The 14,485-nt window shown below is 51.2% G+C and carries 15 protein-coding genes and 2 pseudogenes; 14 read left to right on the forward strand and 3 right to left on the reverse strand.

What is annotated here, in order from left to right:
- Positions 1–3 precede the first annotated feature (3 nt).
- The 12 genes and pseudogenes from GTGU_RS21060 (at position 4) to GTGU_RS21120 (ending at position 11,310) form a co-directional block, all read left to right on the forward strand.
- Positions 4–483, forward strand: a complete 480-nt coding sequence (locus tag GTGU_RS21060) for a lytic transglycosylase domain-containing protein (protein WP_038162017.1) — start codon at positions 4–6, stop codon at positions 481–483.
- Positions 480–1,148, forward strand: a complete 669-nt coding sequence (locus tag GTGU_RS21065) for a prepilin peptidase (RefSeq protein WP_000173819.1) — start codon at positions 480–482, stop codon at positions 1,146–1,148. The genes GTGU_RS21060 and GTGU_RS21065 overlap by 4 nt, the downstream gene beginning before the upstream one ends.
- A gap of 5 nt (positions 1,149–1,153) precedes the next feature.
- On the forward strand, positions 1,154–2,620 hold the full coding sequence (gene pilV, locus GTGU_RS21070; RefSeq protein ID WP_425427528.1) for a shufflon system plasmid conjugative transfer pilus tip adhesin PilV: 1,467 nt from the start codon (positions 1,154–1,156) through the stop codon (positions 2,618–2,620).
- Positions 2,621–3,061: 441 nt separating this feature from the next.
- On the forward strand, positions 3,062–4,183 hold the full coding sequence (locus GTGU_RS21075) for a site-specific integrase (protein ID WP_032676573.1): 1,122 nt from the start codon (positions 3,062–3,064) through the stop codon (positions 4,181–4,183).
- 207 nt (positions 4,184–4,390) lie between these two features.
- Positions 4,391–5,257, forward strand: coding sequence for a hypothetical protein (locus tag GTGU_RS21080; protein ID WP_038162020.1), 867 nt, complete (start codon positions 4,391–4,393; stop codon positions 5,255–5,257).
- 24 nt (positions 5,258–5,281) lie between these two features.
- On the forward strand, positions 5,282–5,995 hold the full coding sequence (locus GTGU_RS21085; protein WP_038162188.1) for a TIGR03759 family integrating conjugative element protein: 714 nt from the start codon (positions 5,282–5,284) through the stop codon (positions 5,993–5,995).
- Positions 5,974–6,282: pseudogene (locus GTGU_RS21090) on the forward strand (lytic transglycosylase domain-containing protein); the annotation flags it as partial. The gene GTGU_RS21085 and the pseudogene GTGU_RS21090, both read left to right, overlap by 22 nt.
- A 351-nt stretch (positions 6,283–6,633) precedes the next feature.
- Positions 6,634–7,041, forward strand: a complete 408-nt coding sequence (locus tag GTGU_RS21100; RefSeq protein WP_038162023.1) for a TIGR03757 family integrating conjugative element protein — start codon at positions 6,634–6,636, stop codon at positions 7,039–7,041.
- On the forward strand, positions 7,038–8,009 hold the full coding sequence (locus GTGU_RS21105) for a TIGR03756 family integrating conjugative element protein (protein WP_038162024.1): 972 nt from the start codon (positions 7,038–7,040) through the stop codon (positions 8,007–8,009). The genes GTGU_RS21100 and GTGU_RS21105 overlap by 4 nt, the downstream gene beginning before the upstream one ends.
- Positions 8,010–8,020: 11 nt before the next feature.
- On the forward strand, positions 8,021–9,415 hold the full coding sequence (locus GTGU_RS21110; protein WP_000709002.1) for an integrating conjugative element protein: 1,395 nt from the start codon (positions 8,021–8,023) through the stop codon (positions 9,413–9,415).
- 1 nt (position 9,416) lies between these two features.
- On the forward strand, positions 9,417–9,755 hold the full coding sequence (locus GTGU_RS21115; RefSeq protein WP_032676594.1) for a hypothetical protein: 339 nt from the start codon (positions 9,417–9,419) through the stop codon (positions 9,753–9,755).
- Between the two features lie 10 nt (positions 9,756–9,765).
- The gene (locus tag GTGU_RS21120) at positions 9,766–11,310 is read left to right on the forward strand and encodes a conjugal transfer protein TraG N-terminal domain-containing protein (protein WP_038162026.1); all 1,545 of its coding nucleotides are present in this window, start codon (positions 9,766–9,768) and stop codon (positions 11,308–11,310) included.
- A gap of 44 nt (positions 11,311–11,354) precedes the next feature.
- Here the strand turns inward: GTGU_RS21120 and GTGU_RS21125 are convergent, their stop codons facing one another.
- The 3 genes from GTGU_RS21125 to GTGU_RS21135 form a co-directional block, all read right to left on the reverse strand.
- A complete protein-coding gene (locus GTGU_RS21125) occupies positions 11,355–11,636 on the reverse strand; it encodes a hypothetical protein (protein ID WP_038162028.1) in 282 nt (93 codons plus the stop codon).
- Between the two features lie 164 nt (positions 11,637–11,800).
- Positions 11,801–12,004, reverse strand: coding sequence for a hypothetical protein (locus GTGU_RS21130; protein WP_156964222.1), 204 nt, complete (start codon positions 12,002–12,004; stop codon positions 11,801–11,803).
- A 21-nt stretch (positions 12,005–12,025) separates the two neighbouring features.
- Positions 12,026–12,280 carry an SDR family oxidoreductase gene (locus tag GTGU_RS21135; RefSeq protein ID WP_084222827.1) on the reverse strand — a complete coding sequence of 85 codons (255 nt, stop codon included), beginning with the start codon at positions 12,278–12,280 and terminating at the stop codon, positions 12,026–12,028.
- A gap of 97 nt (positions 12,281–12,377) precedes the next feature.
- Between GTGU_RS21135 and GTGU_RS25075 the strand changes: the two are divergent.
- A pseudogene (locus tag GTGU_RS25075) lies at positions 12,378–12,542 on the forward strand (IS3 family transposase); the annotation flags it as partial.
- 249 nt (positions 12,543–12,791) lie between these two features.
- Positions 12,792–14,468 carry a ShlB/FhaC/HecB family hemolysin secretion/activation protein gene (locus GTGU_RS21140; protein WP_084222828.1) on the forward strand — a complete coding sequence of 559 codons (1,677 nt, stop codon included), beginning with the start codon at positions 12,792–12,794 and terminating at the stop codon, positions 14,466–14,468.
- Positions 14,469–14,485 lie beyond the last annotated feature (17 nt).

Genomic DNA, 14,485 nt, shown 5'->3' on the forward strand with positions numbered 1-14,485 from the left:
GACATGCTGCGCCTGTCCGCTTTTCTGCTGCTGATTTTGGTTTGCCCACGGGTGGATGCATTCTGCTTTGAATCGGCGGGCGCTAAATACCACATTGACCCGCTACTGGTTAAGGCAATAGCCATAGGTGAAAGCAGCCTGCGATCGGATGTCACAAATATTAATCGTGACAAAAAGACCGGGCAGGCACTCAGTACCGATTATGGACTGATGCAGGTCAATTCATCGCATATCGCTTCGCTGATAGCGCAGGGTTACATTCGCAGCTCACAGGACCTCCTGAACCGTCCGTGCCTCAACGTTCAGATAGGTACCTGGATACTGGCGAAGCATTTTCAGGTATGCGGCATAAGCTGGAACTGTCTTGGCTCTTATAACGCAGGTTTTCGTAAGGACCGGCATGAAACTCGCGAGTCCTACGCCAACCGGATTTATGCCATTTATCGTCGGCTTTTACTTAATGAACGGGGAATAAAACTGTGACACTGCTGACGCTGAGTATGCCCTGGCCAACTGTCATTATCATTTTTCCTCTATGCCTCAGCTTATTCAGTTTTATGAGGAGCCTGGTTCGTCTCAGCCTGATGATATTGGATGATGATCAGGAATGGTTTGCTGTTTTTTTCGCCCCTGCATCCACCGGCTTCATCTGGCTTTACGCTACAGCGGCAACTGGCATGATGCTGTCCCCTGTGCCGCTACTGGAGCGACTGATGTCTCTGTTGTTCTGCCTCTTTCTTTTCAGGTTGACGCTTACCGATGCGTTCACAGGATTTCTGCCCCGAGAATTGACGATAAGGTGTCTTATTGCCGGTCTTGTTTCCGCTCTTATCGCTCCCGGCTTTATAGGGCACTTCCTCACAGCTACCACTGCGCTGGTGATTTTTGGCGTCTGGCGTTACGTCACCTTTAGGATTCATGCCCGCGAGTGTCTGGGGCTGGGCGATGTCTGGTTGGCCGGTGCTATTGCGGCCTGGTTGGGTGGGCGAGAGGGGCTTTATGCTCTGCTGATCGGCGTGGTGCTCTTTGTGCTCTGGCAGATATCTGTTCGTCGCATAACTGAAGGAGGGCCGATGGGACCCTGGCTGTGCGCCGGCGCGATTTCTGTGACCCTGTTTAAATTGTATCAACCGCTTATTACATGGTGATGCCTGTGTTCACATATAAAACGACTGACCGGGGCTGGGCTATCCTCAGCACTGGTGCTGCATTGATTATTCTCCTGGTGGTCAGCGTCTGGGGCTTTACGCTTATCAGTGACTGGATGCAAAAAAGGACCTGGCTGAATACCGCGTCACAGGTATCTCGCTTTACACAAGCTGTGAAGAGCTACACTGGCCGTTATTACGATACTTTGCTTTCAAGTGCCACCACCACGACCCCGGTTACGGTTACTCCCACTATGCTGAAAAACACCGGATTTCTGGAGCAGGGGTTCAGCGAGACGACCGTAGACGGACAGGCTTACCTGGCAGCTGTTGTTCGTAATGCCACCAATACAGATCAACTGCAGGCACTGGTTTACACTCAAAACGGCGCGGCACTGCCTTTTCTCGCACTGCGCCAGATATCAATGGATATCACCTCGGGTATGGGCGGCTATATATGGACATCAGGTACTGCTACCGGCGCTATGGGCAGCTGGACTATTCCTCTTTCACAGTTTGGGATAAGTACAACTCAGGGACATATTGCGGCTTTACTGACCACAGATGAACTGGGCGCTGCTCGCGGTGAAAATGATCGCCTTTATCGTTTTTCGGTAACCGGCAAGCCAGACCTCAACACGATGCATACCAGTATTGATATGGGAGGTAACAATCTTAATAACGCAGGCACGATTAATGCCGTAACGGGTAATTTCAGTGGCGATGTGGCGGCCACTGGAAATATAACTGCGAATGGAACTGTTACAGGACAGAATGTTACTGCCGGTTCAAATGTCACCGCAGGAAATACAATAACGGCTAACAACGACATACGTTCAAATAATGGCTGGTTCATAACTCGAGGGAGTAAGGGATGGCTAAATGAAACGTATGGCGGCGGTTTTTATATGTCAGATAATGACTGGGTTCGAGTCATAAATAATAAGAGTATTTACACAAGCGGTCAGGTTCGTGGCGGAAGTGTGCGGGCTGATGGAAGACTTTCTACAGGAGAAGTTTTGCAGCTCGACGGAGTCAATACTGCTGGCGCAGTTTGTTCACCAAACGGCCTTGTAAGCCGCGACGCCACTGGAGCCATACTTTCCTGTCAATCCGGTGTGTGGGTATCTGGCGGAAACTACAGCGGGAATTATTCTTCACTTGGCTCATTTGTGTCAGCTTACACAGCTATCAATACCACCGGTAAGCCCATGACAGTATATGCATCTGGGGGAGTATCCACAGTGAACCGGCACGTCGAGGATGGTGACAATTGCAGAAACACATGGGCTTTGTCAGGGAGTGTTGATGGCCGCGTTATCACCTCCGCAGGTACAGCTAATTCAAGCTGGAGTAAGTCGGGTACGATTAATTTTATCGTACCGGCAGGCTCTTCCTTCACTGTTATGTCCAGCCCGTTACCCTCTTATGGATGCTCTCCAGGGAGTTTTAGCCTTGCTATATACTCATAATCTGTGAGCGCTTTACCGTCAGAATCGTACTGAAGAAATGCGCAGTAGACTGATATTCCATCCGGCGTGTAGTCAGACACATCAAAGCCCTTGAGTTCACTACACACAGGATTTGGCGTCTAATTAGTGGCGCAGTTTGCTATAGCCTGGAAGCACGCTGCACCTTTTGAATTGTTCGGTAAGACGATGTAAAACCGGTCATTTACAGGATCAAGAGCCATGGAATCGGGGGAGTTATGGTTGGAACCATCAGACCAACTTTTTAAAGTGTAAGAACCACCTATAGCCACTGTGCCGGACGGACAATAAGCAGATGCAACTGCTTTATTGGCACAGGTGGTTTCGCCAAAAACGGTTTGCATTTTAATTTTTGATGCGGCTGCCCACACACCGGATTGACAGTAGTATGTGATATATTTCTAATCTTTTTAGGAATATGCGATGCAACTCAGACAGCGAATTAAGAAAATGGAGCTGGGTGTAGCTCTTGATAAATATTACGGTTGTGCATCTGTGCAAAAGCGGGGCCATCTGCAGGAGTTTTATCGGATAAATGTTATAAAGCGTTCAGCTCTTGCCAGGCGATACATGCATGAGATTACTTCGGTTGATATTGCAGAATACCGTGATCAGCGACTCTCTGAAGTAAGTGGTAAAACGGGGCGAACTAATAGCCCTGCAAGTGTCCGACTTGAACTTGCGTTGCTATCTGCCCTTTATAACCTTGCTCGAATTGAATGGGGAACATGTACTCATAATCCTGTTGAGCATGTACGAAAACCACCGGCATCCAAAGGGCGAACCCGAAGATTGACATCTCAGGAGGAGCGAAAGATTGGCAGGGCGCTGGCAAAACGAAATATCGAGTTGGCAGCCATTTTTCATTTGGCCCTTGAAACGGCTATGCGTCAGGGGGAGATCCTCTCACTTCGCTGGGAGAATATCGACCTGCACATTGGCATCGCTCATTTGCCTCTCACTAAAAATGGGAGCGTACGGGATGTTCCGTTGTCGTTTAAAGCCAGAAAGGTATTAAGAGAGTATTCCGGCCCTCTATCCGGACCTGTTTTCAGTTATACATCCAATGGGTTTAAAAGTGCTTGGCGAGAAGTTATACAGGCTTTAGGCATTGTCGATTTGCATTTTCATGATCTACGACACGAAGCTATAAGCCGTCTCTTTGAGCTCGGAACACTGAATGTTATGGAAATTGCAGCGATATCAGGACACAAGAGCCTGACGATGCTAAAACGCTATACCCACCTTCGTGCGACGCAGCTGGTTAGTAAACTTGATATACGTAAACGACAGGCGCAGAAACTGGCGGCGATCTTTGTTCCGTATCCTGCTGAACTTGAGAGCAGCAATAACGGTATTGTTTTACGCTTCCCTGATCTTGAACATCCTTCACTTGAAGCGCAAACAAAGGAAGACGTTATCCAGAAAGCCTCTTTTGAGCTTCTCAGAATTCAGGCTCTTGCTGCTCGTTCTGGAGAACGACTCCCTCCACCAGGCAATATCAAAGCTAATGACCCAACTCGTGTGCTCATTAATCCGCTCTGAAATTTTGCGAACCCCTGGATTCAAACACATCTAAAACAAGGACGTTTTTAGACAGCGCTATTATGATAGTGACCTTTCCAGATGATCCCCTCCGACCTGGTTTCCCCGCCGAAAAAAACTTCAGAAATGGCAGATGAGTTAATCATCGCCATAGAATGACGTTTTTTGCACCTTATGGCTGTTCTGCGCAGCTATAAGGATTTTGAAATGTCAGTCAGTCAAGTCGTCCCGGAAGAAGTTATACCTGAAAATCCAGAGGTTACTTCTTCGAAAGTTGTGCCTGCTGAGCCAGAGGCTCGCCGGTTGGTTCCCATTAACCTGAAAAAAATAGTCCGGATTGGAGGTCTGGGATTCCTCATTGTTTCTCTTGTTGGTTCTGTGGCCACGATTGTGATCATGGCACAGCAAATCTCTGATCTGAGTATTCGGGTGAACTCCCTGGATGCCGCTTTTCGCAGCGGTCAGATGAGCCAGTTGTCTGGTTCGGTTACTTCGCTCGAAGCTCAAAGCCGGAAACACGAGAAGCAGCTCGAGTCTGTCTCATCAGGGCTTGAATCAGTACAAAACCAGTTAGCTGATTTTCAGGGGGAACATTCAAAATTAACAGGAAGCATTAACAAACTTTCCTCAGAAGCCCTGGCGCGGCGTACCGCGATAGACGAACACTCTGAACGTATTGATGACATTAACTCACGGTTGTCACAGGTTGAATCGCGAGTTGCCGGGCTGAGCAAAGCTGAAAGCAACACTTCTCAGAAAGAATCGAAGCAGAACCAGCAACCAGTCACTAAGAGCAAAACATCTTCAAAATCCGGGACAGGCCAGATCGTAAAAAAGCCTGAGCGGTCAGTCAGGCGCGCAGCTGTTGAAGCACCGTTTGTACTGACCGGCATTGAGCGGCGCGGCGGGCAGATGTTCGCAGTCGTCATCCCCCGTGGAAATTCCCAAATATCAGATATGCGGTTGCTTTCACCGGGAGACGGGATGCTGGGGTGGACGCTTCGTTCTATCCAGGGCAGTGGTACCGCTGTTTTCAGCGTGAACGGTGCCCAACAGAGTTTACAGGTTCAATAAGAGACCAGACATATGAAGCATCAGATGAGAAGAATTTTGATGGCAGGTGTACTTTCCTTGCCGCTGTGTGTGGCGGCATCAACAGTTACCACTCAATCGAATCAGAGTCAGCAAACATCCCTGCAGGCATCATCAGTAAACCAGGTTCAGACGCAGCAACAGGGTCAACAATGGGGGCTTTCAGATGAGGACTGGAGTCGCTATCAGTCGTTGATGAAAGGAGCCAGAGGCATTATGTCCCCTGGTCTTGATCCTCTCACTGCCCTGGGCGTTGAGACAGACAATTCATCTGAGCGCCGTCGGCTGGCTGAATTGTGGGTAAAACACGAATACGCCCGTACCGAGAAAGAACTCGCATTTCAACGTGAAATAAATGCTGCCTGGCTTCGTCTTTATCCTGAAACATTGGCCGTGAATATGGGGAATGCCGCGGGTATCGCTCATGATACACAAGGAAGACTGGCGTTATTTGTCAAAGAGTCATGTTCACGCTGTGATGCCCGGCTTGCTGCTGTTATCGCCGACAACAGACCGGTAGATATTTACCTTGTCGGAAATGACGTGAGCGACGAAAAAATCAGATCATGGGCAATAAGCCATGGCATACCAGTCGAAAAAGTGCGTAATCGGCAAATTACCCTAAATCATGATCGCGGTTTGTGGCAGCGCTATGGGCAAGGTCAGATGCCAGTTATTTTGCAGCAGGGAGAAGAGGGATGGCAAATTGCCGCATTCTGAAACTGGCTTGCTGTTTATGGTTTGTCAGCACTGGTTGCCTGGCGGTCGTGAATGTAAATAGCAGTGTTCAGGTAGTTCCGCAGGTTTATCGGGTCATTGCTGCTGCCGAGCGCGTTCCGGCAGAATCGCTTTACTCGCTGGCGATGGCCGAAAGCACCCGTAAAACCGCATGGGGGTCTAAACCATGGCCCTGGACTATTAATGTAGCAGGGAAAGGATACCACTTTGAAACCCGCGAGGAGGCCTTTGCGGCACTTCTTGGATTTATGCAGCGCTATCCGATGGAATATCTGTGTACCCGATGCAACCGATATGCTCTGGGTTCTTAAGGAAATCGACAGGGTGACCTGTGACACCGGATGTGACTTATAACCCTCCGACCATGCCAGACAGCGGTTTGTTTTCCGCTGTCTGGTAAGGGGGGAGGCTGCGGGTGCGGGCGGCAAAGAGCCCGCGTGTATTAAAGTTCCTGCATTTAAAAAATGACATTTCCAGCGATCTGAGATTTATGCTGACGTACAGATGATGAATTACCAGAGCAAGATTAATTATCATTTTTCACGTCAGAATTAATTACTGACCCCTCCTTAAAGAGAACGCACCCTGAATAGGTTTTTCACACTCAGGGAGTGTTTTTCATGAAAATGCCATTTTGCTGCCTGGCAGCACTGTTCCTTTCCGTCGGTGCCAGTGCCGGCACAGTGATATATACCGACTCCTCTCATGCCATAGCAGCAAATCCTGGTCAGGATGTCTCCGTTGTTGAGCTCGATGCGCCCGAACGTGCACAGGCGGACATTTTCGGTCAGTTATCTGCCGATCCCGTTCTTGCAGAACAACGTGCCCGGGCAGTGATCTCTTCCCCGAATTTCCGGCAGCAGCAACAACAACTGGCGGAAGCTTATGCGGGTGTCACTCATGCCTGGTCCCTCGGCCTGGAAAAATTCCCGGCTGTGGTTTTTGATGACGTCTTTGTTGTCTACGGTACGACTGATGTCAACGAGGCAACCCGTCAGCTCGCTGCCTGGAAGGAGAAGAACCGATGAAATCTTTCTCCTTCCGCCCACGTCGACTGGCGATCGCCACATTGCTGGTTTGTTCCGGCACCATAGCCAGCGTCAATACAGCGAATCTTCTGGCCAGCGCGGCAAGTACAGACTGTATCAGCTGGCGTGTCAGTGGTATCTGCTACTGGTTATTGTGTACTCCATTTGGTTGCACGGTGAAAACCTCGGTAAAAGTGACGCATTTCATTCCGGAGGCTGTGGTATCGGCTTACCTCAATCCCGGAGATAACCCCTGGACTGAAATGGCCACAGTTAGTGACGCCGCCAGCGGTGCTGAAGGTTCCCTGCTGGAAAGTGTGACGGGCGTGAGTACGGGGGGCGGTCGTCAGGAGATGAAAGCTCTCGGGGAACGTAAGCAGAACCTGCATTTCTATTACGGCGACGCCTGGGGCCATCCAGCTACGAAAGTCATTGGCGGTATGGTGCCGGGCTATTCATGCGACAGCGCTGCCACTCCTTTCATGCCCTATTTCAACAGCTCACTGGATGCTCTGGTCTGGCGAACAGGTGTCCCGGAGACCCTTTATCCCGAAGCACTCATCCCCGGGCAACGAGAAATCGGGGAAACCACATCCGGCAATATGTGGGGGAACGTTTATCCACGTAGCGGGTTTGTCACCCAGACAGACAGTTACAAATCAGCAGCGGTTGTAGTTCAGCGTGTCGCTGACGTCATTACCCGCTCTGGCCAGCTCCATGTATACAACCCCCTTACGGGACAGAAGTCCCCGGGTTACTGGCCACCCGAGCCGGTAAAAGAAAATACCGGCACGAAAAACCACAAATGGCAGCGACTTTCGCCTCAGTTGTCCCAGACCTGTGCAGTGTTTCCCGACACCAATGGCCAGATTGCCCAGGACGGTAACTATGCCTGGGCATTGTGGCAACCGTACAGCTGCTGCAAACGTCGCGGCCAGACGTTCCTTTCCAGTACCGATTTCTCATAAAGGTTCAGAACATGAAAAAAGCAGGACTTTTACTGATTTTTGCCTCGCTGCCGGCAATGGCAGCTGATATCTCTTTGTCTTCATCGGGGGCGTCAGTTAGCGGTAACGCTATCAGCGATGGGCTCTTTTATTCTATTGGTGGCGGTTCGGTTATTTCACCCCCGCCCAGTCGTAACAATATGTCCAGGATAGGCATCAATGGTGGCCTTAGCAGTGATCTGATGTGTGGCAATTTCGACATCAAAACAACCGTTGGCAACCAGCTGAATGGTATTACCAGCGGGTTTAAGGATCTGATGGGGAATGTGATTCAGGGGGCGACTGGTGCTGTCATGAGTATGCCGGCAATGGCTATTCAGCGCGCAAACCCCGGGCTGTATGAAATGCTCACCAATGGCGTTCTGCAGGCCGGTTTGAGCTTTGATAAAGCGATGTTGAACTGTCAGAGCATGTCGAAGAAGCTGGCTGATTATACCATTGGCAATAAATGGCAGCAGGTAGCCGTCTCTGAAGAGTACAAAGATATTGTGGCCACAAGTGGCGGCGATGCGGTTTCCAGCGACCAGAAACTGCAAAAAGCAACTGGAGAGGAAGGCGTGACGTGGGTTGGTGGGCAGAAAAGAGGCGGCAAGGGGCAGCCCGCAATTCAGCCCACCCGGGATCTGGCCAAAGCTGGTTATAACATGATGAATAATTTGCCAGTGACCAGTAACAGCAGCGTCGGCTCCTCGAGCTGCAATGGTACCGCATGCCAACGTTATAAATCTTCTGAAGAGGCCGCAGCGGCCGTTGTTAAAGTGCTTGGTGATCGCTCCATCAGGACTTGTCGGGAAACCAGTGAATGTACCAGTGGTGGAACCGATAACCAGCCGGGCAGTGCTGTCGCTGGTACTGGCTTTTCTCCCATCCTTGAGGATGCCACGAAAGAGAATCTGGAGCAGCTTAGTAAGCTGGTTAGTGGTGAACTGCAGCCCACCACTGATAACCTTTCCGCACTGAAAACCGGCAGTCTGGTTGTCACCCGCGGGGTAATTCAGGCATTACGTGACGATCCGGACAAAGCGGCCCTGGTTCAGCGGCTTGCCGGCGAACTGGCGATGTCCGACACCGTTGAAACCGCGCTAACAATGCGCAGGATGCTCACCACCGGTGAATCCGAACCTAATGCTGCAGAGCAGCCGGAAGCTATTGCCGAGGGTGATCGCCGCATCGATGCCCTCGATCGCGAGCTGACGGCGCTGCGTAATGAGATGGAGTTACGCAAATCTATCAGCAATAACAGTCTGCTTACGGCACTGGAACGGCAGGGAACAAGGAATCAGGATAACCGTCTGCAGCAGAAAGCCGGTAACGAGGACCAGGGCTTCAGCCAGATGGGCCAGTCTCAGTCTTCCGGAGCAAACTGATATGAGACTTAACCCGCTCAGCGGCCATATTGGCCGCATTCTCCTTATGGTGCTGCTCATTCTGTTGATGACGGCCAGCATGTTTGCTATCGCAGCGGTATTTATGGCTTACGACCCTGATGGCCACATCACACGGCGCTGGTTGCATGACAGCCGATGGGGACTGTTTGCCTGGCGACTGGTTCTTTATGGCTGCCTTATTACCGCCTGGATACTGAAGGTACGCCCACAGGCATTAATCCGCTGGCCGGATGGACGTCCGCGTCTTGTACGTATGGAACTGATGGGGGTGTTGTTCCTGGTAGCCACGGAATATGTGGCCTGGACAAGCGCTGTGTAAGGAGAGGACGATGACCGCAAACAGTTTTCTGGAATATTTTCTCGTTCTCTTTGGCTGGGTAATGAACAATGCCATGTGGAGCATTCTCAGCAATACGGGCCTTTTTGCATTGCCACTGGTGGTCAGGGTTCTTGGCGTCTGGCTGAAAGTGAGGGAGGAGGGGGCTGACGAGGGGAACAAAGGGCTTCTTGCCCTTCCGCGAATCGAACATGCACTGTATGTGTCTTATCTTGTGATGCTCTTTTGCTGCATTCCACTGTTGCCGGTGGATATCAGCACAATCAAGTTCGACAGCTCGCGCGCTAAACAGTGCGGCGTCAGTGTGCCGACACCACAGAATTCTGGCTACAAGGGGCTCGTTAATGATTTTGACGGTCGCACGGCCGAGGTTCCAGTATGGTGGTATCTCCTGCATATGATGTCGAAGGGCACAACGCAGGCAATGATTGCGTCAATCCCATGCGGTACGAATTTGCGACAAATGCGTTTTGACGTTCAGAACACGAAGCTGCGTGATCCTGTGTTGCTGCAGGAGGTCCAGGAATTTGCAGATCAATGTTACTCGAGAGCATATTTCAGACTGAAAAACAGCAACAGCCAGCTCAGTGATGCCACCATCAACTCTGTGGGCTGGATAGGTAGCAGCTACTTCCTGAATACTTCCGGATATTATGACTACTACACGGCTATGACGCCACGTAGCCAGTGGCCTTACAACAGTAGCCGGGACAGTGGCTATCCAGATACAGGTGCAGGTGGATATCCAACATGTAAGACGTGGTGGTCCGATGGTACTTCCGGGCTTCGTACACGAGTTCTGGCCAGTTTTAGTGATAACACACGTAAGGAGATGCAACGTCAGTTCCCCGGACAGCAGTGGGAAGAAATTGCGTTACGCTGGCTGGTCAGCCCACGCAACGCAGATTTGTCCGGCACCGGTACCACTTATGCTGTTGGCAGTAGCGACACAACCTCCGGAGTAGTCGGTAATCTTACACGCCTTACCTCGTCTATTGGTCTTGGATTAAAACAGGCCGAGGCGTTACCTGGTTTTGATGCAATGAAGCAGGCACTGCCGATGATCCAGGCATTATTGCTGATGATGATAATCACGGTCATTCCTGCGTTAATGATGTTCAGCGCCTACGATCCGAAAACCATTTTTACTATCTCGTTCGCGTTATTCGCTCTTCAGTTCATCACGTTTTGGTGGGAGCTGGCAGGCTGGCTTGATGACAGATTGATCACCATCCTCTATGACAATATGGCTGAGCAGGGGATTGCAAACAGCTCGGTGCCCTTCGCGGCTTTCTTTAGTTCAACGGCTGATGGATGGATTATGAACCTGGTGCTGGGGATGATGTACCTGGTCTTTCCGATGTTCTGGGTCGGTATGCTGAGTTGGGCTGGAGTTCGAATTGGTAATATGGCTAACAACTTTAGCGATGCTTCTAAAATGCCTACGGATGCTGGCTCGGAAGCAGGTAAAAAAGCTCAAGGGGTGGCGATTGATGCAGCATCAGGCGGGATTAAATCAGGATTAAGTAAAGGATAACTGATGGCTATATGAAGCGGTGGTAATGCCATCGCTTCATAAGATTAAAAATTGTTAGAACCACCGTTAATACCTTTTTTCTCCCAACTGTAACGGATAGGAGATTTATATTGGTCATGTTTGTCTTTTGTGACATCCGCTTTAGAGGTGGAGGCGAGCACAGATGAAATCACACAACCAATTTCTTGTGTCGCACTCGAAAGTTTTACCGGCTCAGTTTTTTTCCGCTTTAACTTGGATTCATCACAAACGATATTGCGGCGTTTTGTGGTGAAGCGCGCAAAGGTGCTGCTCAGGTCATCTTTATTAAAACCGTCCTCGCTCATGATAACAGCTCCTCATTTTGTCTAATAAATAAGCTACTAAAAATCCCCTATACACGCAAATTATTAAGCGCTATAGGGGGAGGGCACCGGCTCATCGGCGCGTTCCCTGACGGCGAGCTCCAGCGCGCGGGGGAATACCTGCACGCTGGTCCGGGTGTCTGCTCTCATTTCTTCGCCTTCCCGTCATGGCGTGTTAGGGCCAGCAGCTCGGCTTGTAGTGCACGGCCATCCTCCCGGGTTTCCTTCAGCTCTGCTCTGGTGTCCTGCAACTGCGCCGCCAGGTGTTCGCCGGTGGCGGTCAGACGGGCCACCGGCTCGCGCAGCGGCAGCGCTTCCGCGCGCAGCTCGCGTACCTCAGATACCTTCACACTCTGCCCCGCAATATCCACTTAGGCAGTTAACCCGCCATCGATGGTCAGGCTTGAGCCGGTCATATATCCCGACTCTCTTCCGGCGAGCCAGGATACCAGTGAGGCAATTTCCTGAGGCTGGGCTATCCGTTGTAGCGGGCTTGAAGCGGCCAGGCGTTCTGCCATATCTGCAGTCATATCCGTTTCGGTTGGTCCCGGCTGAATATTATTCACCGTAATCTGGCGTGGGGCCAGATCCAGCGCCAGTCCTTTAACTAATGCAGCGATAACCATCCCCCCTGACGTTCTCACACGGAGGGCTGTTCGTAGCACCCGTCCAGCCTGGAAAACAAGGATTTAATGAACTCGCTACGCTCGACCCTGTTTTCCATTCAGTCCGCTGAAAAAAGAACGCATCAGAAAGCGGATATACAAAACGCGCGATCTGGCCCGGGCGGCTATCTTCGATTACATTGAAGTGATCTACAACCGGGCCCGGCGCCATACCCATCTCGGTGGCGTCAGTCCGGAGGCCTTTGAACAGATCTCGTCGTGAGGACAGAATTTGTCTACGGGCGTGGGTCAGTCCAGACTGGCGGTTTCTGTAAACTCAGCAGATTGCTGTTTCTTCAGTAAATAACACTTCTCACCAGGATTATTCCCTTAACCCCGGAAAAGCTCACTTTTAAGACGGTTTTTTGTTCATTTTATGTGGAAATGTAAGCAAATAATGCGATATAACCATAATATAAAGGTGGTTTTACTTAAATTAAACTAACAGGCTGATTCAAGGGAATGCGATACGATGGGCAGGGAAACGCGGGTCAGAATTGCGGTAACATTTCTGTCGATACTGAGTACCGGCGTTTGTGCCGCGCCGCTTTCGCCATCCGATCGTGACAGTATTCAGCAGCAGCAATCTGAACTGCTACGGCGCGAACAGAGCCAGCGCGAAGAGCTTGAACGCAGTATTCCGCTTCCCCGTACAGCAGAACCCCCTCCCGCAACATCTGACGCATCCGGTCCCTGTTTTACTGTTCGCGACATATCCCTTAATGGTTCCACGCTGATTAAACCTGCCGCGCAGCAAACGTTACTTTCTCCCTGGTTGAACCAGTGCCTTAGTATGGCGCAACTGACGCAGCTTACAAACGATGTGACGGACTGGTACATCAGCCGGGGCTATATCACCAGTCGGGCTTTTCTGACGGAGCAGGATATCTCCGGTGGTCATCTTCGTCTTGTCGTGATGGAGGGTCGTCTTCAGGCCATCAGAATGGATGATGCACCACCCCGTATGCTCAGGATGGTTTTTCCGGGGCCGGAAGGCGGTGTTTTAAATCTGCGCGACATCGAGCAGGGGATGGAGCAGATTAACCGTACCCGCCGCGAGCCAGTGCAGATTGAGATTTTACCGGGTGACAGGGAAGGCTGGTCGGTGGTGAATCTCACCGTCACACCCGAGTCTCCCGTCACAGGCTCGGTGAGTTTCGACAACAGCGGCCAGAAAAGTACCGGGACGGGGCAGTTCAGCGGTTCCCTTTCCTTTAATAATCCCCTCGGTCTGGCGGATTCGTGGTTTGTCAGCGGCGGGCGCAGCAGCGACTTTTCGTCTTCGCATGATGCGCAGAACGTGGCGGCAGGTTTCAGTCTCCCGTACGGGTATTCCCTGCTGGATTACAGCTACGCGTGGAGCAACTACCTCAGCACCATTGATAATCACGGCTGGCCGTGGCGCTCCACGGGGGACACGCAGACGCACCGTCTGAACCTGTCTCATGTCATTTTCCGCAACGGCGATATTAAAACGGCGCTGACCGGTGGATTACAGCACCGTATCAGCCGTAACTACCTTGATGATGTCCTGCTTCAGAGCAGCAGTCGTAAGCTCACCTCGTTTTCTGTCGGGCTGAACCACACGCAGAAAGTTCTGGGTGGCGTCGCCACGCTGAACCCGGTTTTCACGCGTGGCATGTCATGGCTGGATGCAGAGACCGACCACGGTAAACAGGATAGTGAACCAAAATCGCAGTTCAGGAAGTATAGTCTCAGCGCCAGTTTTCAGCGTCCGGTTGCAGACGGGCTGTGGTGGCTCAGTAGTGCTTATGGTCAGTGGTCACCCGACCGCCTGCACGGTGCAGAGCAACTGACTGTCGGGGGCGAAAGCTCGGTTCGCGGGTTTAAGGAGCAGTATCTCTCCGGCAACAACGGCGGTTATCTGCGCAATGAGCTGAATTATTCCCTGTTCACCCTGCCGTTTATCGGCCAGGTCAGCACCATTGCCGCTGTGGATGGCGGCTGGCTGCATTCTGACCGGTATGACCGCTATTCCTCCGGTACCCTGTGGGGCAGTGCCATCGGTCTGTCCGCAGCAGGAAAATGGCACTCATCACAGTTTACTCTGGGCATTCCCCTGCAGTACCCGGACTGGCTCGCGCCGGACCATCTCATCATGTATTACCGTCTGGCACTGGCCTTTTAACTTCAGGAACTCTCCGT

The organism is Trabulsiella guamensis ATCC 49490, from assembly GCF_000734965.1.
Taxonomy (GTDB): domain Bacteria; phylum Pseudomonadota; class Gammaproteobacteria; order Enterobacterales; family Enterobacteriaceae; genus Trabulsiella; species Trabulsiella guamensis.